This window comes from Robertmurraya massiliosenegalensis JC6 (genome assembly GCF_000311725.1).
Classification (GTDB): domain Bacteria; phylum Bacillota; class Bacilli; order Bacillales; family Cytobacillaceae; genus Robertmurraya; species Robertmurraya massiliosenegalensis.
Map to the genome: position 1 here is coordinate 124912 of NZ_HE978517.1, position 20957 is coordinate 145868.

At 36.9% G+C, this 20957-nt stretch carries 21 protein-coding genes and 2 pseudogenes; 6 read left to right on the top strand and 17 right to left on the bottom strand.

What is annotated here, in order from left to right; all coding sequences use genetic code 11:
* Positions 1-216: 216 nt before the first annotated feature.
* Together BMSHG_RS21445 and BMSHG_RS21450 are read right to left on the bottom strand one after the other, a co-directional pair.
* Positions 217-1827, bottom strand: coding sequence for an ABC transporter permease (locus BMSHG_RS21445; protein ID WP_019156525.1), 1611 nt, complete (start codon positions 1825-1827; stop codon positions 217-219).
* The gene (locus BMSHG_RS21450; RefSeq protein WP_019156526.1) at positions 1827-2741 is read right to left on the bottom strand and encodes an ABC transporter ATP-binding protein; all 915 of its coding nucleotides are present in this window, start codon (positions 2739-2741) and stop codon (positions 1827-1829) included. Before BMSHG_RS21450 ends, BMSHG_RS21445 begins: the two co-directional genes overlap by 1 nt.
* A gap of 145 nt (positions 2742-2886) precedes the next feature.
* Here BMSHG_RS21450 and BMSHG_RS21455 point away from each other — a divergent pair, with 145 nt between their 5' ends.
* Complete coding sequence (locus tag BMSHG_RS21455; protein WP_019156527.1) at positions 2887-3471, top strand: TetR/AcrR family transcriptional regulator; 585 nt, start codon at positions 2887-2889, stop codon at positions 3469-3471.
* Between the two features lie 139 nt (positions 3472-3610).
* Here the strand turns inward: BMSHG_RS21455 and BMSHG_RS21460 are convergent, their stop codons facing one another.
* Genes BMSHG_RS21460 through BMSHG_RS21470 form a run of 3 tightly spaced genes read right to left on the bottom strand, consistent with a single transcriptional unit; the run spans position 3611 to position 5441 of the window.
* A complete protein-coding gene (locus tag BMSHG_RS21460; protein WP_019156528.1) occupies positions 3611-4525 on the bottom strand; it encodes a helix-turn-helix transcriptional regulator in 915 nt (304 codons plus the stop codon).
* Between the two features lie 27 nt (positions 4526-4552).
* Positions 4553-4867, bottom strand: a complete 315-nt coding sequence (locus BMSHG_RS21465) for a nucleoside triphosphate pyrophosphohydrolase family protein (RefSeq protein WP_019156529.1) — start codon at positions 4865-4867, stop codon at positions 4553-4555.
* A gap of 13 nt (positions 4868-4880) precedes the next feature.
* Positions 4881-5441: a DNA-3-methyladenine glycosylase I gene (locus tag BMSHG_RS21470; RefSeq protein WP_019156530.1), complete on the bottom strand. Its 561-nt coding sequence runs from the start codon at positions 5439-5441 to the stop codon at positions 4881-4883.
* Positions 5442-5636: 195 nt separating this feature from the next.
* Here BMSHG_RS21470 and BMSHG_RS21475 point away from each other — a divergent pair, with 195 nt between their 5' ends.
* Entirely contained in the window at positions 5637-6086 is a 450-nt protein-coding gene (locus tag BMSHG_RS21475; protein ID WP_026073579.1) for an AraC family transcriptional regulator, read from the top strand.
* A gap of 190 nt (positions 6087-6276) precedes the next feature.
* On the opposite strand, the gene BMSHG_RS21480 is transcribed toward BMSHG_RS21475, so the two are convergent.
* The 3 genes from BMSHG_RS21480 to norA all read right to left on the bottom strand — a co-directional run bounded on the left by BMSHG_RS21480 (position 6277) and on the right by norA (position 9126).
* Positions 6277-6894 carry an NUDIX hydrolase gene (locus BMSHG_RS21480; RefSeq protein ID WP_019156532.1) on the bottom strand — a complete coding sequence of 206 codons (618 nt, stop codon included), beginning with the start codon at positions 6892-6894 and terminating at the stop codon, positions 6277-6279.
* A gap of 16 nt (positions 6895-6910) precedes the next feature.
* Complete coding sequence (locus tag BMSHG_RS27225; protein ID WP_019156533.1) at positions 6911-7627, bottom strand: GNAT family N-acetyltransferase; 717 nt, start codon at positions 7625-7627, stop codon at positions 6911-6913.
* Between the two features lie 299 nt (positions 7628-7926).
* Entirely contained in the window at positions 7927-9126 is a 1200-nt protein-coding gene (gene norA, locus BMSHG_RS21490) for a multidrug efflux MFS transporter NorA (protein ID WP_019156534.1), read from the bottom strand.
* 85 nt (positions 9127-9211) lie between these two features.
* Here norA and BMSHG_RS21495 point away from each other — a divergent pair, with 85 nt between their 5' ends.
* Positions 9212-10048 carry a MerR family transcriptional regulator gene (locus BMSHG_RS21495; RefSeq protein WP_019156535.1) on the top strand — a complete coding sequence of 279 codons (837 nt, stop codon included), beginning with the start codon at positions 9212-9214 and terminating at the stop codon, positions 10046-10048.
* Between the two features lie 222 nt (positions 10049-10270).
* Here BMSHG_RS21495 and rsgA read toward each other — a convergent pair whose 3' ends face one another.
* The 6 genes and pseudogenes from rsgA to BMSHG_RS21525 all read right to left on the bottom strand — a co-directional run bounded on the left by rsgA (position 10271) and on the right by BMSHG_RS21525 (position 15583).
* Positions 10271-11356 (bottom strand): ribosome small subunit-dependent GTPase A, encoded by a 1086-nt coding sequence (rsgA, locus tag BMSHG_RS21500; protein WP_019156536.1) that lies wholly within the window; start codon positions 11354-11356, stop codon positions 10271-10273.
* A 243-nt stretch (positions 11357-11599) separates the two neighbouring features.
* On the bottom strand, positions 11600-12889 hold the full coding sequence (locus BMSHG_RS21505) for an MFS transporter (RefSeq protein ID WP_019156537.1): 1290 nt from the start codon (positions 12887-12889) through the stop codon (positions 11600-11602).
* A gap of 16 nt (positions 12890-12905) precedes the next feature.
* Complete coding sequence (locus BMSHG_RS21510; protein WP_019156538.1) at positions 12906-13577, bottom strand: ArsR/SmtB family transcription factor; 672 nt, start codon at positions 13575-13577, stop codon at positions 12906-12908.
* 202 nt (positions 13578-13779) lie between these two features.
* Positions 13780-14385 (bottom strand): ABC-2 transporter permease, encoded by a 606-nt coding sequence (locus BMSHG_RS21515; protein ID WP_019156539.1) that lies wholly within the window; start codon positions 14383-14385, stop codon positions 13780-13782.
* A pseudogene (locus BMSHG_RS26625) lies at positions 14378-15207 on the bottom strand (ABC transporter ATP-binding protein). The gene BMSHG_RS21515 and the pseudogene BMSHG_RS26625 overlap by 8 nt, the downstream one beginning before the upstream one ends.
* A gap of 4 nt (positions 15208-15211) precedes the next feature.
* Positions 15212-15583 (bottom strand): GntR family transcriptional regulator, encoded by a 372-nt coding sequence (locus BMSHG_RS21525; protein ID WP_019156540.1) that lies wholly within the window; start codon positions 15581-15583, stop codon positions 15212-15214.
* Positions 15584-15848: 265 nt separating this feature from the next.
* On the opposite strand from BMSHG_RS21525, the gene BMSHG_RS21530 reads away from it, so the two are divergent.
* The gene (locus BMSHG_RS21530) at positions 15849-16322 is read left to right on the top strand and encodes a DUF2062 domain-containing protein (protein WP_019156541.1); all 474 of its coding nucleotides are present in this window, start codon (positions 15849-15851) and stop codon (positions 16320-16322) included.
* 55 nt (positions 16323-16377) lie between these two features.
* Here the strand turns inward: BMSHG_RS21530 and BMSHG_RS21535 are convergent, their stop codons facing one another.
* Entirely contained in the window at positions 16378-17469 is a 1092-nt protein-coding gene (locus BMSHG_RS21535) for a copper resistance D family protein (RefSeq protein WP_026073580.1), read from the bottom strand.
* Positions 17470-17472: 3 nt separating this feature from the next.
* Positions 17473-18036, bottom strand: a complete 564-nt coding sequence (locus tag BMSHG_RS21540) for a copper resistance CopC family protein (RefSeq protein WP_019156543.1) — start codon at positions 18034-18036, stop codon at positions 17473-17475.
* Positions 18037-18208: 172 nt separating this feature from the next.
* Between BMSHG_RS21540 and BMSHG_RS21545 the strand changes: the two genes are divergently transcribed.
* Positions 18209-19036, top strand: coding sequence for a sensor histidine kinase (locus BMSHG_RS21545; RefSeq protein ID WP_019156544.1), 828 nt, complete (start codon positions 18209-18211; stop codon positions 19034-19036).
* A pseudogene (locus BMSHG_RS26630) lies at positions 19036-19679 on the top strand (response regulator). The gene BMSHG_RS21545 and the pseudogene BMSHG_RS26630 overlap by 1 nt, the downstream one beginning before the upstream one ends.
* A 449-nt stretch (positions 19680-20128) precedes the next feature.
* Here the strand turns inward: BMSHG_RS26630 and BMSHG_RS21555 are convergent.
* Positions 20129-20908 carry a serine/threonine protein kinase gene (locus tag BMSHG_RS21555; RefSeq protein ID WP_019156545.1) on the bottom strand — a complete coding sequence of 260 codons (780 nt, stop codon included), beginning with the start codon at positions 20906-20908 and terminating at the stop codon, positions 20129-20131.
* Positions 20909-20957: the final 49 nt, after the last annotated feature.

The window sequence follows — 20957 nt, forward strand, 5'->3', positions numbered from 1 at the left end:
TCCCACCTCACATCTCAATTTTTATTAGTGTTTTTCTAGTTTCAATCCTGACATCTGCGCAGGAAGGTTTATATAGTAAAGTAACTCTCAAACTAGTTCATCTTTTTGAAAGCAAAATGCCTATTTGGTTAATTGTACCAAATAGGCATGAATTTGTGACTTCCTATTCAATTTCCGCATACTTTTTTCTTTCATCTAGTATTGCATCTAAACCCATTATCCGGCAATGTCCCGTTTGTTAAAGCCTGTAAAACCAACTACCATTAAAACTATCGCAATCAACGTTAAGATTATCAACACTATGGTATTCCCGTCATCTACTGGAATTTGTGGGACATATTCAAAGACAGAGATGTTATTCATCCAATCTGGAAAATCGAGCAGTCCACTGAGATAGACAACAACAAAACAATAAACAACATAGAGCCATATTAAACCTGTCAACTTTGGAAATGCCCCGACTAGTAAAATAACTAAACCAATAACAGCCCATATCGCTGGCAAATATACATATGCTGAAGCAAAAGTTGTACTAAATGATAATGCCTCATCCATCACTGTCCCACTAACTGACCATAGCCCTAAGGCAACAAGTGATTGCATGAGAAAGCTTACAACAACCGCTAAGAAGCTGTGACTCGCTAATATACGAGTTCGTGATACTGCACGACTGTAAAAATTTTCTGTGAGGTTTTTCGTTTCTTCAGCCTTTAATTTTAGAACGACCATTACAGCTGGAACAAGGCTTATCAAAGACATAATTGCCATTAGCAATGTAATAAATTGCTCCGTCAGCGTGTAATCCGAATCGACTTCAACAAATGCTTGCATAAGTTCAATGTCAGCAAAGTATGTTTCTAAATCTCCTAAAATGGCTCCAAATGAACTACTCAAAGCAAATAATCCAATCGCCCACGCAATTATATTGGTTTGTTGTAGCCTGAAAGTAAGCCCTAATGTTGTTTGTAAAAAAGTTGAAGCATGTGTGTTACCTTTCCTTGCAGCAATAAAACCAGACCCTAAATCTCGTATAGAATGTAAATAAATTGCGGCAGCTCCAAATAAAATGGCAACGATAATGGATAATAATACCGGCCACCAATCATTCTCTACGAATACTCCCGTTCTGACGGACCAGCCAAGTGGTGATATCCATGACAAAGTATCGCTACTCACATCTCCTATTGCTCGAACAAGATAAGCGATGATCAACAACATAAAAGAGAACATGGTCGTTCCTCTTGAAGTTTCAGTAAGCTGAGCAAAGACCGCGGTAAAGGCTGCAAATAATAGACCTGTTGCCCCTAAAATGGAACCATATAAGAAAGAACCTTCTGCATGGATGCCTTCTATTCCTAAGGATGCTAAACCAATCCCTGTTAATAAAGCGAGCAATACATGGGTCGATACGATAACGATCATGACCGCACTAGCATAGGAGAGTCGGCCAACAGCAAGTGCACGAATCATTTCAACACGTCCATCCTCTTCTTCCCCTCGGGTAGCCCGCCCGACAAGCAGTATACTCATGATCGCTACGGCAATTGCAGTAAAAAGCAACATTTCATTGGCAAACATCGTACCGATAGAATGCACGTATGCTTCTACTTCATATCCTGGTCCAAGCATCGCCACCATCGCTGGATTATCCATTGTCATAGATGCAGCTTGCCTGGACTGATCATCGCCATAAACTTCTGGGTAGAATGCGGCAACTGACAAGGTAATTCCAAGTAAACTAATTAACCAAACAAGAATTTTAAACCGCTGTTGTCTGAAAATGAACGCTGTTAAATGCTTGGTTCCTTTAAAATACTTCTCGTACATTATAACGACCCCGCTGCCCTAGAGTTAGAGTGTGGTGTACCTTGATAATGACGCATAAATAAATCTTCTAATGTTGGTGGGGCACTTTCTAATTTTAAAATCCCAAACCCACTAATATAACGAATGACTGAATCAAGTTCATCTGTATCCACCTGGAAAGTAAGCTCTAAATCTATTTCCTTCAAATTGTAAATTCCTTTTAGTTTGTTTAGAGAATCTATTTGTTCTTTCGTTTTAATTGTTAAATGAGTACGAGTTAAATGTCTTAATTCATCTAATGTTCCAGTTTCAATGATCTTCCCTTGACGGATAATGCCTACCCGATCACATAATTTTTCGACCTCTGATAATATGTGACTGGATAATAATACACTTTTACCAGCCTTTTTTGCCTCCACCACACATTCCTGAAAGATATGTTCCATCAACGGATCAAGTCCTGATGTTGGCTCATCTAAAATATAAAGATCCGCATCCGATGCAAATGCAGCGATTAACGCCACCTTTTGTCGATTCCCTTTCGAATACGTCCTACTTTTTTTGGTTGGATCAAAATCAAATTTCTTTATTAAACTTTCTCGTCTTTCCTGATTTGTGCTTCCATTCATTTTCATAAAGAGATCAATCACTTCGCCACCAGTCAAATTTGGCCATAGATTCACATCACCTGGCACATATGCAATACGTTTATGAATGTCAACAGCATCCGACCATGCATCCTTACCAAAAATTTTGGCCTCACCTTGGGACGCCTTTAACATTCCGAGTAATATTCGGATAGTGGTTGATTTCCCTGCCCCATTCGGACCTATAAAACCGTAAACTTCTCCCTCCTTTACTTCCATATTCACACCATCTAATGCCGTAAATTTTCCAAATCTTTTTGTTAAATTAGTTGTGTTTAATATCGACATCTATATTACTCCTCTCGATAATTATGAAATATATTTATCTTTATAGTTCATTATATACAAAATTAATCCAATACTCAATAATTTATGAACTATCTTTATTGTTACATTTCAGATTTTTTATTAAACTAACATTGAGGTGACAGAAATGGATGGTTTTGAAAAACGGAGAGAGCAAAAGAAAAAAAAAATAATAGAAGCTGCATATGCGCTCTTTATGGAATTTGGAATACAAAAAGTATCTGTGGCAGAAATCGCCAATAAGGCAAATGTATCTCAAGTCACGATATATAATTACTTTGAAAACAAAGATAATTTAGTCCGTATCGTTTTTAAATACTTTGTCGATCAAATATGGAATGAACAAAAGCTAGCATTAGAAAGCGACATTCCATTTGATGAAAAAATAAAAGGAATTATTTTTGATAAAGGAATGCATGCTAGTCAAATTAGCACACGATTTTTTCAAGACTTTATGAAGGATTATGCTAGTGGGCAAAGTTATGTCGAAGAAGTGTATGTAAACGAGGCACTCCCTCTCCTCATTAAACTTTTTGACGAAGGTAGATTACAGGGTTACATAGATCCTACTGTATCCAATGAGGCGATATTATTCTATTTGCAAATGTTTCAACTATATCTACAGCGTGAAGAGGCAACCCAAGCTATACTCCCCATTGCAGAAGAACTCACAAAGCTATTCTTTTATGGCATAGCCGGAAAAAAAGACTAAATGGAACACAGGGACAGGTTCACTGTCCCTCTGGAACACAGGGACAGGTTCACTGTCCCTCTTATGTGTAGAACAAAACTAGAAAAATGATTTTGATTCTCACATTAGCAATTTAGCTACTGTTTAAAGAAAAATCCCTCTAATCACCAACATGGAGATTACGTTTAATCTCATCTATTTTGGTCATCAATCTTGTCCGCAACTCTTTAGGTTTAATTTCCTCTAACATTGTTCCAAAGGAGAGCAAATAACTATCTAACCAAGCGCCAATCGGAAAATGAGCGTTTACGGTGAAGGAGCCATCTTCATTCACTGTAATCATGTGGTCAGAAAATTCGTCATATACCCTATAAGCTCCTTTAGAAGCTATTCTTAGCATAACGGGAATCGATGAGTTTGATACTTGGTTTTCCGCATTTCCAATCGCACTAGAAGGAGCTTCGCGACTAAATGATTGATTTGTAACAACCAACTCTCGCATTCGACTAACTTTGAAAATCCGAAAATCCTTTTTCGCTAAACAATAGCCAGAAACATACCACGCATTCCACTTGAATAACAGTTGAAGGGGCTCAATATTTCGCTCGCTTTTTACTCCTTCAGAATTAAAGTAGCTAAAACAGATCACTAAGTTCTGGATAATTGCACCTCGTAATGAAGCAAATAACTGTTTATTTTCCTGCTCACTTCCCCAAGGGGAAAAATCGACGTCTATCCAATTTGTTGTATTCTTTTTAAATAAACGTGATAGCTTTTCTAGAATATCGTCACTATATTGAAAACCAGTGACCTCCAGCGTTTGTAATCCCATTAAAATATCTTCCTGTTCATCGCTTGATAAAAGGGAAGTATTAAAGGAATAACCCTCTAATAGGGAAATTCCTCCTCCCTTTCCTTTACTCGCATAAATGGGTATCCCTGCACCACTTAACACATCTACATCTCTATAAATTGTTCTAGTTGATACTTCAAAATGCTCTGCCAATTCTTTTGCCGTAATGGTTTTTCTGTCTAATAGCATATAAATAATTTCAAAATGCCGATTGATAGGCATAAGAGAGCCTCCCTAAAGAAACAATTCTTACATTAATTGTTTTTCTTTTGTTTCTAGAAATTTCTCCAAAGCATACTTGCTATCAATGCCTATTCGGTTTGCTAGAATAATCAACCACCAGATAGATTCACCAATCTTATCCATTAGTTCTGCTTTTGGTTCACTTCCTGTCGGCCATCTTCCTTGTTGAGCCATCGTTAAACGTCCAACCAATGCTGCATCCGTGAGAAAGGCAAGTGCATCCTCCTCTACAGACCATTCTGTGCCATGATACTCTTTTTCTAATTGATGATATGCCTTTCTTATCTGTAATGATCGTTCAATTGCTTCCTGCATAGTCATATTTAACACCTCATTATTTATTATAAGTATGGTAGGGACATGTTTTAATATGGTCATCGACCATACCAATTGCTTGCATAAAAGAATACATGGTTACTGGACCTACAAATTTGAATCCCCGTCTCTTTAAATCCTTACTGATTTGTTTTGATAACTCTGATTCAGCTGGAATTTGTGACTCAGAATCCCAATTATGAATAATTGGTTCAAAATCTACGTATTGCCAGAGAAAATTTGAAAAACTCCCAAATTCCTCTTGTAGCTTCATGATCGCTTTGGCATTATCTCGAATAGATTTAAGCTTTGCGAAGTGCTTAATTACATTTTCATGTTCTTTAATATTTTCCAATTCTGCATCGGTTAGGTCCGAGCAATATTTAATATCAAAGTTATGAAATGCTTTTTTATAACCCTCTCTTTTTGCTAAAACAATACTCCAAGATAATCCTGCTTGTGCTCCTTCCAAAGTAAGCATTTCAAAAATATACCGGTCATCTGTATTTGGTACACACCATTCTTTGTCATGATACACCTGCATAAGTTGGTTATCTCCAGGCCAAGAACATGTCTTCATTTTATTACTCCTCATCGATCTTTTTTTCATCACTATATCATTCTTAATATGACAATAGTCTGTCATATTAAAAATAGATTTTCTCTGTTAGTTGATCATATATACTTTTATAAAAAGATTCATGTTTATTTTTTTATAACATGTTACATTTCGAATGTAGTGACAAATAACCAATAAGGTGGAGAGAACATGGAGATGAAAATGCGAGTGGAAACTCTTCCAAATTATCGCCTTGCCTATGTCCGGAAGGTGGGGCCATATGGAAATGAGAATATGGAAGCAATGGAGCAATTAAAAGACTGGGCGGCTAGGAACAACCTTATGTCATCTGCGCTTATTTTCGGTATCCCACAGGATAATCCTACAATAACACTACCTGAAAATTGTAGATATGACGCATGTGTCGTGATTACAAATGATTTTAAATTGGACGTCGGTTCCATCGCTGAAACAGAATTTTCTGGAGGGAAATATGCTGTTTTTTTAGTGAAACATACAGAGGATGCGATTCAACAGGCATGGATAGACATCTTTACTATTATAGAAAATAGCAACTATCAAATGGACAATAAACCGATTATAGAAAGATACACTGCAGATATGATTTCTCATGATTATTGTGAACTATGCGTTCCCTTGATTTAATTCCAGCATTTACTTCGAAGTTTTATCAGAAAATCCTACGATAAATTTGTGTAAATATTAAGGGAGTATTCCAATAGAGAATCTCCCTTGTTACAATTTGTACTTATTTGATTCTTCCCTAAGTTTGTTCCTAAGTTTATTCCACAACACGTTAAAAATAATTCTTCCATTTTGCAATATTCTATATGATTCAATCAAAATATACCGGTTCATGAGGGTTATGGAGAAACTTGAAGGCCCATTTGATTTGAGATTCTGTATTTCGTTCAACAGATAATCTGGGTAATTCTTCTTCAGAGAAAAACTCTACTTCGCTTGTTTCGATTCCTTTCGTTGCTTCTCCACCTACAATTTCACATTGGATAAAAATTTTATAAATGTGATACGGGGATGGTGGATGTGGATGACACTTTTTATCTAGTACTCCTAAAAGCTTAACGGCTCTTACAACAAAACCCGCTTCTTCTTTGACTTCTTTAACAGCAACTTCACTCGGAGAAAGACCAATATCTCCCCACCCACCTGGTAATGCCCAAGCGCCATCGCTCTTTTCCTTAACCAATAAAATTTTGCTGTCTTTAAACACAACAGCTCGTATATCAACCTTTGGTGTGGCATATCCCGTTTCATTGGCAAACAGATCGCGAATAAGCCTTTGATTCACTTCTGTATGTTGAGACATAATTTCAATGCTCATCTCACGAATCATTTCAAATCGTTCCACATCATAAACATCTTTTGAGTATGTTAGTCCCGCTTGCGCAATCGCTTGTAGTTGTTTCGCCCATTCGAGCCATTTTATGTCCATAATCATCCTCCCACTTTTAATTCAGTGCTACTTCCTCCATTGTTAGCCACTCGATTACATCTTTTGATATCTCCATACCCGCTTTTTGGTGAAGTAATATAGAAGCTTGATTCGTATGACTAATTTGAGAATATGGAACTCGATTGTTTCCTAAAAAGTGTTGGATGATGAAGTCCATGAGCATAAGTCCATATCCTTTTCTTTTGTGTTTTTCAACAACTGCCAGTAAGCCTATCGAACCTTCATCGTGAATTCCAATAAACCCAATCACTTCATCATTTAAAAATCCACCAAAAAGAGTACCTTCTTTAAGACGTTGGATCACGTATGAATAATCATTTGTAGGATAAAATGTTTTTACTAAAGGAATGTCATTTTCACAAAGAAGTCTTATCTTTAATACGGGATTTGAATTAGCTGTAGAATCCTCTTTTAAAAAGGCTGCCTGATAATATGTATCTCTATGAATTAAGCGATATTTCTCCTGAACATAAGATTTAGCCCAACTTTGAAATACTTCACATTCTCTTATTTCTTCAATATCTTGTAACACTCTCTCATAATCCTCCAAACTGTCACAGCTAATCATATGGGTCTCACTCGGGACATCAAACAATACAACACCGTGAATATCTGATCGTATAATATTTGCATGATGTTGTTTAATGCTTTCTATCATATTAATGTGATGAAGAACATTTTTATTTAAATACCCAAGCGCCATCGTTTCCATTTTTGGATTCCCCTCCTTTCGGTATTTAAATATTTTCATAAATCTCTATCAAAGTCCCAGCTGGATCCCTAAAATGAGCTACCTTAATCCCCCAATCCTTTTGTTCAGTGGGTAACGTGATAAATCTGCTCTTACCTTTTAAAGCTCGATAGCTTTCCTATTCTAGTGTGGGTAAATTCCATTGCAAAGCCTCCCTCAAATTGTAACAAGCATTCATTTATTACTTCCACAAAAAATAGCGTTAATCCTTCTTGGATTAGCTCTATCTGATCATCTAATGTAATTAGACATTAATGTTTTTAATTCAAGTTCGCTTTGTTCATCTTTACTCGATTAGATGCCCCCTCTGCTTGCTTCTTCCAAAACATTGTCATCACAATTCCAATTACTAATATGACAGTAGCAAAGTAATAAGGATAGTTAATATCGATATCAAACAATATTCCCCCGATGATTGGTCCACTAATATTCGCTAAACTGGTAAACATAGAATTCATCCCACCGACAAAGCCTTGTTCGTTCCCAGCAATATTGGAAAGATAAGAAGTCACGGCAGGCCGGAATAAATCAAAGCCGACAAAGACAATAAATGTAACAAGCAAAATAGAGAAATAGGAGTGAACAACCGTCATGAGAAAGACAAGTACTGCCGATAAAATTAAACTATAGCGAATTAACTTAATCTCACCCCAAATTCGTGTGAGTTTATCAAATAATACGACCTGTGCAATCGCTCCAAAAATGGCACCACCTGTAATCACAATGGCGATATCAGATGGTTTAAACTGAAATTTATGATCAACAAATAGACTAAAAAACGATTCAAACGCCGCTAAACCAAAGGAAGCGATAAAAATTAATATAAACGCAAGGAAATATTTTGGAGCCAAAATACGTTGCAAACCAAAACGACTATTTGAGGGTTCTTCAGTCTGTTCCTCCGTACGATTCGGTTCAGATAATAATATAATGGATAGGATAGCAGCTGTAGTTCCTAGACCTCCTGCAAAAAAGAATGGCACCCTTGTTCCGAACTCTGCTAAGAATCCACCAATACCCGGTCCAATAATAAATCCTGTACTAATTGCTGCCGACATATAGCCAAGAGCTTTCGGACGAGTATCTGTATTCGTAATATCTGCAATAAATGCTGTAACCGCAGGCATGATAAATGCTGCACTAATTCCGCCTAGAATGCGCGAAATAAATAACACTTCAATTTCTTTTCCAAGTCCAAATAGCAATTCTGAACTACCAAAAATAAACAAGCCGATGACAATCATAATTTTCCGACCAAATCTATCGGTAGCTTTGCCTGCAAATGGAGAAACAATTAATTGCGCGATAGCAAAGGCTGCTGTTAAATAACCAACCGTTGTCCCTGTAATTCCCAATTCATTCATCAAGGTTGGTAAAACAGGGATAACGAGACCAATTCCTAAAAAGGCAATAAATAGATTCATTAATAATAATCCCAAAGTCACTTTATAACTTTTCATGTTGATCTGTGCTCCTAATTTTTCATATTTACTCTTTTCATCCTAATGTATATAGTAACTATATAGTCAAGGAGGGGACATGTACATGAATAAAAAAAATGGAAAATATTTAACGACAGGAGAATTTGCACAACTTTGCAAAATAAACAAACAGACCCTCTTTTATTACGACCAGATTGGGCTTTTTTCTCCTCAATTTAAAAATGATAAAGGGTACCGGTTTTACTCCATTCACCAAATTGAACTTTTCTTCGTCATCGATTTATTAAAGGAACTTGGTATGTCTTTAGACGACATTCAACAATACACTCAGAATAAATCACCTGAGACTTTTTTATCAATGATGTACCAAAAAAAAGATGATATCGTCAAAAAACGACAAGAGATCGAGATGAAGGAGAAAATCATTGATGCGAAAATCAAGCTAATGAAAGAGGCTTCACAACTTGATTTCACGCAAATTACACTTGAACACTTACCAAGTATGACTCTTTATTTAAGTGAAAAAATTGAGAATATGGCTGACGAAGGATTTGTTGAGGCTATTTCAGATTTTATCGATGAATTATACATTTCTCACTTAGATACAGGATATCCCATCGGAGTTTTAACAAAGCGTGAGCAATTACTCAAAGGGGAATTCTCTCATTATAGCTATTTATATATGGAACAGCCCCATCCAAAGGAAGGGTATCCGTATTTTCAAACCGTTGAAGGAAATTATCTTATCGGCTACCACATCGGGGATGAAAAAACGATCCATTATGCATATAAACGACTATTTTCCGAAATGGATCGGTTGCATTTAGAATTGGGCAGTTACGCCCTCGAAGAATATATTTATGATACGGTTGTAAAAAATGATAAGAAACATTATGTTACTAAAATTATGATTCATGTCCTGTTTTCTAAAGAAAAATGATAACCAAACTGTGAATTTATAGAAATAACTTCTGTTAGGAGTTATTCCATTTGTTAACAGCCTTGAAACAACAGCTTTTTGGAGCACATTACATATATAAAGTCTTACACTATGCCCCTACTCCAAGGAAATAAGAAATCAGTCTGTATTCATAAGATTTGAAAAGTTAGATTGGGAGAGCGAAAAAAAGACTGAATCCTGATTGGATCCAGTCTAAGCTAGCTATCTACGCTTTTTCTTTTTTTGTTCTTTTAGAAACTTTTTTGCACTTTTCATGCCGCCCATTTCTTTAAACATCTCATTTAGCTTTTCTCTTTCTATCATCCTAGAATTCAAGCCTTCATACTTTGTTTCCTTTATTAATTTTCGATAACTTTCTAATCTTTCGAAGGACAAACTTCCATCCTTAATGGCCATCTGAACGGCACACTTAGGTTCATTCGTGTGAGAACAGTCATTGAATTTACACTCCGTTGCCAATTCTTCAATATCTGCAAACGATTTTGATAAATCAGCACTTATGATCCCAAGTTCACGCATACCGGGAGTATCAATCACAACACCAGAATCGGGGAGCATGATTAGCTCTCTTCTTGTCGTAGTATGTCTCCCTTTATCATCGTTTCTAGTTTCACTTGTATCTAATACATTTTGACCAAGAAAACGATTAATTAAAGTTGATTTTCCAACACCAGATGAACCAATAAAGGCAACAGTCTGTCCATTTGAAAAATATCCCTTTAATGATTGATACCCACCATCAGAAACACTTGAAGTAACATAGACCTCTACACCGATAGCTATAGATGATACTTCATTAAGTCTTTGCTCGATTTCCGTACAGAGATCCGATTTTGTCAAGACAATTACTGGAACCGCTCCGCTATCCCAAGCGATAGAAAGATAGCGTTCTAGTCTACGAAGATTAAAATCGTTATTTAGTGACATACAAATAAACACGGTATCAATGTTTGTTGCGATCACTTGCAAATCTTCCTTTGAACCAGCTACTTTTCTTGCAAAAACGCTTTTCCGTGTTAACACATGATGAATGATCCCGTTTCCTTCGGATGTATCCGTACGGTCAACCATGACAAAGTCACCAACAGCAGGAAATTCAGAAAAACCGTTTACATTATAATGAAATTTTCCAGTTATCTCAGCTTTAATCTCACCATTTTCTGTGATTACCTTATATGCATTTTTATATTGAGACGAAACCCGACCAATGTAGAGATTTATATATTGTTTAGACTCCTGAATAAATCGATCAGTAAGTCCTAAATTTTTCAAATTAATATGATTCATTTTCATTTCCTCCTAAAGTTTAGATGCAACTTTTGGGAGGTGCTATGCTTAAATTTATTTTGCACATACCTCCCCATTTGGTACAATCTCCAAGTTTTGCTTGTTAAACATAAACCAACATCTCCTTTCATACTTTCTAAAGCTTACTATAGCATAAGATTCAAACAATGGAGATGATAAACAAGACCCTATCTCCATTGTTTATAGAATTTTGTGTTCTATACAACAATCCTTATCCGATTTTTACGATTGAGTCATTTCCGCTGCCCTTTCTTTACGTGACCAGATCACGACTGGTATGAGGGCTAAGGATAAAATCCCACCAGCTAATGACAATACTTGATAACTTGAGCCTGCAACGACCATTCCAGAAAGGGCACCACCTGAAGCCCCTGATAGAGCAATTAAAACATCTACTGCACCTTGGGTTTTTGCCCGTGTCGAAGGATTCGTTGAATCTATAATCAAAGCCGTTCCACTGATTAAGCCAAAATTCCACCCTAGGCCAAGTAAAGAAAGGGCAAGAATGAGAAGAATCATAGAATCACCTGGTGCAAGCGCTGCAACAAGACCTGATAAAAGCAATGTTGCCCCAGAAGCAATAGCCATCGTTATACGCCTAAGCTTATCAACTAGAACTCCCGTCACCAATGAAGGAAGATACATGGCTCCTATATGAAATCCAATCACAAGTCCGACGGCGCCCAACCCATGGCCATGATCACTCATATGTACTGGTGTCATCGTCATTATTGCAACCATGACAATATGTGTAAGTACCATAATCGTAGCACCGACGATAACACCTCTTTTGTTCTCCTCTTGATTCGTAGTTCCTGACATTCCTTTTTCATTCTGCGTTTGTTTGGCTGCTTCGATTGTTCTTGCGATTAGCAATGGATCAGGACGAAGTAATATCAAAAAGACAAGACCGGCCAGGATAAATGCTGCTGCCGATAAAATAAAAGGACCTGCCAAGGAAGGAACTCCAATTGAAAGAGCAAAATCTCCCATCACATTTACTAAATTTGGGCCTGCAACTGCACCAAATGTTGTCGACACCAACGCTATACTTACAGCTGTTGCCCTTTGCTTAGACTTTGCTAAATCCGTTCCAGCATATCGCGCTTGTAAATTCGTCGCAGTCCCAGCACCATAAATGAATAGGGATGCAAATAAAAGAAACGGATTATTGAATACCGCAGAAAACACTACTCCAATCGCTCCAAGACCACCAATTATAAAGCCTGTCGCGAGACCTGTACGACGACCAAAATGTTGAGAAAGTCTTCCTACAAATAATGCTGCTCCTGCCGATCCTAACGTAAACAAAGCAACTGGTAGACCAGCAACCGCATCTGTCCCAAGCATCTCTTGCGCCAACAAGGCCCCGACCGTTATACCAGCAGCTAATCCAGCTCCACCAAATATTTGCGAAATCACAACGATGATTAACGTACGTTTATACAGTTTTTTGATTTTCTCAGGGTGCTCTATATAAGTTTGAGACACATCTTTGGATTCACTAGACACGTTAACACCTCCCCTATTAATCTTTTATTATCCTTAATTGGCTCTCAAATTGATTCCAATCATGGACACTTTTTTCAAACCGAAAAGCATTCAAGCCGTGAGCCTTCAATAGTTCAACTGCTTCTACAGACATCAAGCAGTAAGGTCCTCTGCAATAAGCAACCACATCACAGTTTGACGGTAAAGAAGCTAATTTTTCTTTCAAATCTTCCATTGGCATTGAAATGGCTCCGGGAATATGTGCTACGTCATATTCTTCTTTCGGACGAACATCTAACAGTAAAACTTCACCATTCTCCATCCGTTCCTTAAGAGCTTCAAGAGAAATTCCATCCATACCAAGGTTAGCATTTAAAAACTCTTGCTTTATTTGCTGTACCTCTACAAACTGTTTTTCTGACAATGTATGTAAGGATGCTAAAAAGTCCGAAATAGCGGTGTCCGCTAATTCATAGATCACATAATTCCCCTGCTTCTGGAACTTTACCAATCGAGAATTTGAAAGGGTTTGTAAGTGTTGAGACACGTTCGCCACTGACATCGTAGTTGCTTTTGATAAAGCTTCCACAGATTTTGGCCCTTGAGATAAAATATCGAGAATTTCTAACCTTTTTGGACTAGAAAGACTTTTACCTATTCTTGCAAATTCTTGATACAATAAATCCTTTAAAGTCCTCTCGTTCTGCATATTACCCACCAATCATTCAAGTGTTTTATTGAATAGTTGAATTATATTCCAACAACCATTATTTGTCAAAAAACTACTCTTCTTACAAGAGCTACTACATAGAGAAACTAAGTCCTTGTTTCCAAAAAAAATAATCCGAAGATTGTACTGAGCTGTACATCTTCAGATTAAGAACTGATAAATTCGACATAAATTCAGGCTCCTAAAATACTTTCCTCTGATAAATCGTCGTGCTAACTCCCCATGAAGCAGCATACAGTACGATGATCAGGAGAGCTGTTCCACTGTATAGTACTGGTACGGATAAACTCACAATAAAATCAGTTATTGCTGTTAAGTGTTCAGCTAAAAACGTTGCAATCGTGGGTCCAACTGCAGTTAATACGAGAAAACTAATAATTAAGACGGTAGTAATATAGCCTGGTTTAAGAATATAAAATAACGGAAAGCTAAACGCTGCAAACATTAAAAACAAACCGCTGCCAATGGCCATATCTGTCATTGTAAAAGATTTATTGAAAAGAAATAAGGTAAGACTTGTCAATCCACAAGCACTTATCATATACACGATCGCACCAAGGTAGCGTGATGCAATAATTTCTGTACGTGTATAGGGCAAGGAATTTAATAATATATTGGACTCTGCTTTTTCATCGTAAGCATATGCGTTGAAAGGAATAAAAATGCTTGCGACAAGAAATGTTAGTGCAGGATGTTTATCCATCATGATAAATACTAAAATAAAAGGGATAAAGAATAATAGTTGTTTTTTCTGTAGGATGAGATCACGCTTAATTAAGTTAAACACGATATACGCCACCTTTCATGTAATACATAATATCTTCAAGCGAAGCCTGTTCAACCACAACCGTATTTCCAAAGATGTCTTCCACTGCTTTCACATTATCTGTTAATGCTTCAAATCCTGTCGATGCACGATGAATATGGACAAAGGCTTTTTCTGTATCTCGATCAAGAAGATCGATGCCACCTTTAACAAGAGCATAATTTTCCGCAACATCGTGGATCGATTGATTAAACACCATTTTTCCATCTTGTATAAAGGCGATATAGTCGGCGATGCGATCTAAATCAGTTGTGATATGTGTAGAAAAGAAGATGGTGCGGTGATCATCAATCATTAATTCTTGAACCCTGCTGTCGGCTCATCCATAATAATTAACTCTGCATGATGGGACAAAGCGATCGCTAAAGATGCCTTCATTTGCATCCCTTTTGAAAATGTTTTGATCGCTTTATGAAGCGGTAACTCAAATTGTTCAACATATTGTTTAAATAAGTGGTCATCCCATCGTTTGTATGCTGGTGCTACGATTCGCTTAATGTCTTTTAAATTTAGTCCCTCATAAAATACATTCCCATCATATACGAAGCCTATCCGTTCCTTAATTTCCTTCTCATGAGTCTTGTAATCCAATCCAAAAAGCTTCACTTCACCAGAATCAGGTTTTAATAAATTCATGATCATTTTTATCGTGGTCGACTTCCCAGCCCCATTTGCTCCAATGAATCCAGTAACAAAGCCTTGCTTCACTTCTAAATCAATATCCTCAACGGAAAAACCTTTAAATTGCTTCGTTACAGTTTTTAGTTCAACCACATTCTCCATCAATTCACTCCTCATATAAAATGTTCAATAATTGTTGTAGGTCCTCCAGTGATAAGCCAATTTCTCTGCTATTTATGATCACGGCCTTCATTTGCTCTTCAATCGCTTTCAACTTTTTTTCTCTTATAACCTCCAAATTTTGCTCAGCAACAAAAGACCCTTTTCCGACAATCGAATAGATGAAACCTTCTTTCTCCAATTCCTCATAAGCACGTTTTGTCGTGATCACACTAATTTGCAAATCCTGTGCAAGTTTTCGCATGGAAGGTATAGTTGTTCCTTCCTGTAGCTCGCCAGCTAAAATGGATGCTTTAATTTGGCTCGTAATTTGTTCATATATTGGCTCCTTCGAACTATTGGAGATAATGATTTTCATGCCAATCCCTCTTTTTGAGTTTTTTATCAGTAACTTTTGACCCCTTCTATGACTAATCACTCACTTTAATATTATATAATGTATATATACTATATATACATTATATGTACATAAATAAACTTTCGCAACCCCTTTATTTTGAAAGATAAAATTTTCCGACAACATGAGAGTGAAATTTGTAGTAAGAATTTAAAGGAAGATGTAAAGTTATAGATATGATTCTTTAAAAATGGTTTGGTTGAGTTGTTGTGAAGGGGATCAATAGATGAAGATAAAACGCAGAATTAAATATTATTTTATCCGCTTGTTTCGCCTGAAGGAAAGTCCTCATCAGGTAGCAGCAGGACTTACTATGGGCTTCTTGCCAAGTTGGTTCCCTACTTTCGGCTTAGGTCCTGTGCTTTCCGTCAGTTTAGCAAAGCTAACACGTTCAAATGAGGTGGCCGCATTAGTTGGCGGAGTCATCGGAACGCCTATTTGGCCATTGCTTTTTCTTTTTAATTATAAAATCGGTAGTCTACTATTAGACAGGCAACCAAAAGTAGATGGCCTTGAGGAAGTCGATTATATCAATGCTCTTCAGCATACGATTGAAGGAGTAACAGGTAGCCATTCTCGTGGTTTTTCATTTCTAATTGGTGCTGTCACAAACATTTTTGTTTTTTCCATCCTTATATATCTTGTTGCTTATTTTATTTTCAAAAGATATCGGGTAAGCATATTAGAGAAAATTAGATAGACAGATGGGTATTGCATATCCTAAAAAGACTGAATCCCCAAAGGATCCAGTCTTTTTAACGCACAACTACCGATACCATTAACATCAAGTAACTACTTATCACAAAGAAGCAACTCAAAAGAAAAGAAACCAAAATGGATCCTTTTTTGTAAAATGTCCAGCCCATCAATCCTAGCAAAATAATGGATAGGATAAGAAAGTAAAGCGTATTTAGATTCCACGCAAAAGTAACGATGCTACTGGCATCAATCATATCCTCGTGGAAAAGGCTGAATAAGGGTGATACTCCTTCATTCGTCATATAGTTACCATGTGGTGGTGACGCTTGTGAAAAAATAGCTGTTACTGTAAAAATCACCATTAAGATCATGCCTTCTACGCGAACCCAAGGAATAGGTCTAAACGTAGCATCTTTTAATATAAGAGACTTCACGATAACCCCATTCACAAAAGCATAAAAAACCAGTGGCACTAAAAATAGGTGTTTGATTAATAGTCCTTGTCCGTACGAAACTCTCCAAGAATCCGTATAATCATCTACCATAATCGTTGTGAGGAGCAAACCACTAATCGCTGTGATAACGAAACAGCCCATTGCCACTATTAAAAACCATCTTAAAAACTTGAGCCAATTTTTATCATTGAGTGAACTCCAGCCAATAACGAGGATAATCCCAACCCAACTACTAACCGCAGTTAAATGGATAAAGTCACTGGTGATTCCCAAAACAAGATTTACAGTGCCAGCATGGCTTGACCATGCCACTGTTAAAATCAACCCAAAGGTTAGGACGATTCCTAGCAAAGCAAATATCCCTTGTTCTTCTGGTTTCGCAAACAAGATTAACAGGACAAATACAATCGAACCAAGCAGCGTAAAATTCCAAGCTGTTCCAACCGTAAAGCTCGTTAACACCATTTTAAACGACTCCACTAAGCCTAAGCGTGGAGCCAGATACAACGCAAGTTCAAGAATTGGAACAAATGAAAAAATCGGTACTCCCACTGCACTAATAAATAAAGATGATTTTTTAATCCTTATATCAGGGCGATGCTCGTTTGGAACAAGCAGCAAAATAAAGCTCCCTGCTAAAAGCGAGAAACACAAGTACAGAAGTACCTGACTAATGATCGTGATCATTTCCATCTACTATTTCTTTCTTCTAGAAAAATAGACTACTCCGCCTGCTGCTAAAACAAGAATGAGAACAACAAAAATGATCGTCACGGATGATGATTCTTCTTCAGCATCATTGTCAGACGCTCCTAATTCTTGATTCTCCGTCGTCTGTTCAGATGTTTCCACTTCATCATTTTCTTCCGACGTTACTGAAGGTTCTTCTGTACTTTCAGAAACCGGCGCATCCACAGCAAATGAAAACTCCCCTTCTAATGCGTGACCGTCTGCACTAATAATACTCCAACTTACTTCGTATTCACCATTTGCAAATGGTTCAGCAACGGTCGCAGTTAGTGTGTTTTCAACGATTGCCGTCTCTTGTAATTCAACCGCTTGTCCATCCGCTGTTGTGACATCTATAAAGCTCCCTTGTTCAATTTCACCATCAAAATCTAGAACAATTTCACTTAACGCTTCTGTTATCACTTCTCCATCTGCTGGATTGGACCCTTCTAAATGCGAATGAGCAAAAGCATTATTCGATCCTATTGCTGCAAGAAACAGCACTACTATTGTCATAACTATCCGTTTCAAAATATTACCTCCCAAAGAACAATTCGTTTTCTAGTCGTACTAGATGCTATTATAAATATAAATACAAGATTAAATAATACCTCGAAAGAGTGATTTTTTATTATAATCATTAAAAACGTATAAATAGGTGATAAAATAGAAACACCATTTTAGATAGAAAAAAGGTGAAAGCTTGAAATATAACCATATTAAGTGGCTTATTTTAATCACTCCGACTGTAACGATCGCTTTATGGGAATACATTCGTCACGAATTTCTTCTCTCTCATATCTCTATGGAAATGGGAAATTATTTGTCTCCGCTATTGGTTTTTATCATTACATTCGTATTTTTACGTCATCTTTTTACAATTCTAGAAAGAATGCAAGAGGAATTACGAATAGAAAAGACGAAAAAAGCAGCACTTATCGAGAGAGAGAAGTTAGCGAGGGAACTTCATGATGGAATTGCCCAGTCACTCTTTCTGTTGTCTGTAAAAATGAATAAATTTGGGAAAAGGAATGCACTAGAAGAGGATCTTGATTTTCAAAAAATCAAACAAACCTTACAGCATGTTCATGAAGATACCCGCCAAGCGATTACAAACCTAAGATATTTACCGAATAATGAACCATTCAACTGGACTGAAACTCTTTACCAATATATCGCCGAAATTAAAGAACATCATTTAATCGATATTCACCTTCAATGGAATATCCAAGAGAACCGTTTATCACCGAAAGAGAAAGTAGAATTGTTTGCATGTATAAAAGAATCGGTTATCAATGTCATTAAGCATGCCAAAACCGAACAAATTTGGATACAGGCTAATGAAGATCAAAATGGTTGGAGTTGCGAAATTAAGGACCAAGGGATTGGGTTTACAGATGAAACCTCTCAATCGAATAAAGGGTACGGTCTGCAAATCATTCAAAACAGGGCCCTGGATATGGGCTGGGAATTTTCAATCAAAAGAATGGAAAATGAAACGATTATAGCCTTAAAAAAGGAGCGGACATAATGCAACCTTTTCGAATACTTATCGTTGATGATCATGCCCACGCAAGAGAAGGCATTCGAGAAATCCTCGAAGAGTTTGAAAACTTCCTTATTATTGGTGAAGCGAAGAATGGGGCAGAGGCCTTACAATTGACAGAAGAATTGCTGCCTGATATTATATCCTCATGGATATAAAAATGCCTGTAATGGACGGACTAGAAGCGACGAAACAAATCAAACTCAGGTTTCCATCTGTCAAAATTGTCATGATTACCGTTTCCGATGATATTACCGACTTATTTGATGCCTTGAAAAAAGGTGCTCAAGGATACCTTCTTAAAAACATTCAATCTGAAACATGGGTCGAGCATTTAAGAGCATTTGCCCTTGATGAAGTCCCAATGTCAAAGGAAATCGCCTTTCAAATCCTGAAAGAGTTTCCGCAAAGAAAATCGATCTCAAAGGAAAATATTCCATTGTCGACGAGGGAATTAGAACTATTACAACTAGTCGCCAAAGGCTTATCCAATAAAGAAATTTCAAAAACACTTTTTATCTCTGAAAATACGGTCAAAAGCCATCTCAAAAATATATTAAGTAAACTCCATTTAGAAAATCGCGTCCAATTAACAAGTTACGCTTTTAAGCAAGGTCTGGTGGATTAAACACAACTGTATTACAATCATATTATTTTTTAATGAATTTTGGTGTTCCTTTTGCATAGTTTGATAAAATGAATAAACTTCAAAACGAATGCATTTTTGAATTTTAGGTTGGGCTTGAATGAATAATGCTAGAACTGTTCGTTTTTTAAATTTGAAATCGACTCAAATAAATATGTAACACAGAGGTGGTGATATCGTGTTTAAAAAATTCATGAAGAAAATACAACAATTCTCGGGAAGCCATAGTCATAGCCGTCGTCATAGAAGCTATAAAAAATATAGCAGCAGTGACAGAAGAGGCTACCGAAAATACAAAAGCCACAGCTATAGTAGTTCCGATCATAGAAAGCGCAATCCTTACGGTGGCAGTCATTATTATAAGCGCCGAAAGCATAGCAGCAGTTAAATAAACACGAAAAAATCTTGTACATTCACGTACAAGATTTTTTTTATGATGGCTCTCCTTGAAAAAAGGCTATCGCACTCTGCAAATCTTCTTCTATTTCCCGCATATTGCTGTATGGTTCGGAAATTCCCAACAATTTCTTCAGAAGATGAACCGTGGCAGGATGCAAGGTCAATTCATCTAACCATGTCAGCTTCCTACTCCTCTTCCCATGAAATTGAGAATACAACAAAAACAAAATCATCTGTCCAAAGTCGTAGTAATCATCTTGTCGATAATGATTCATTTCGTTCTCATTGTCCCCATCTACTTGAATAGCCAGCCCAAAATCAAGTAAATGCACTTTTTCCTGGCAAATAATCACGTTTGGCGGCCTAATATCTGTGTGAAAAATGCGTTGTTGATGAAGGCTACTTATGATTGAAAGGAGTTGCTTCATCATACTCAAAGCTTCTAATTCCGTATACTCTTGATCATAAAGAAATAAAAGTTCTTCTAAATTATCTCCCTCAACATATTCCATCACATAATACAACCCGCCCTCGATCATAAATTCATCGACGAGTGCAGGAATCGAGGGATGATCGATATTCCTCAAGAATTGAGTTTCTCTCTTAAATCGTTCCCTTTCTCGCTCTTTTTTCCTTTTACTCGGTCGCAATTGTTTCACTACATATGGCTTATCCGTTCCAGTTTCTGTGCACAAATAAATGATTCCATATGCACCTAATCCTAATGTTTTTTCCACTTTATATTGATTCAAGAGCGTACCGATCTTATGTGGTCTATCCAACATCCAACGAGTTATATAACGCCATTTCAATACGGTTTACCCCTTCAACTGCAGATCGTTTTTTTCATTGTCATAAACA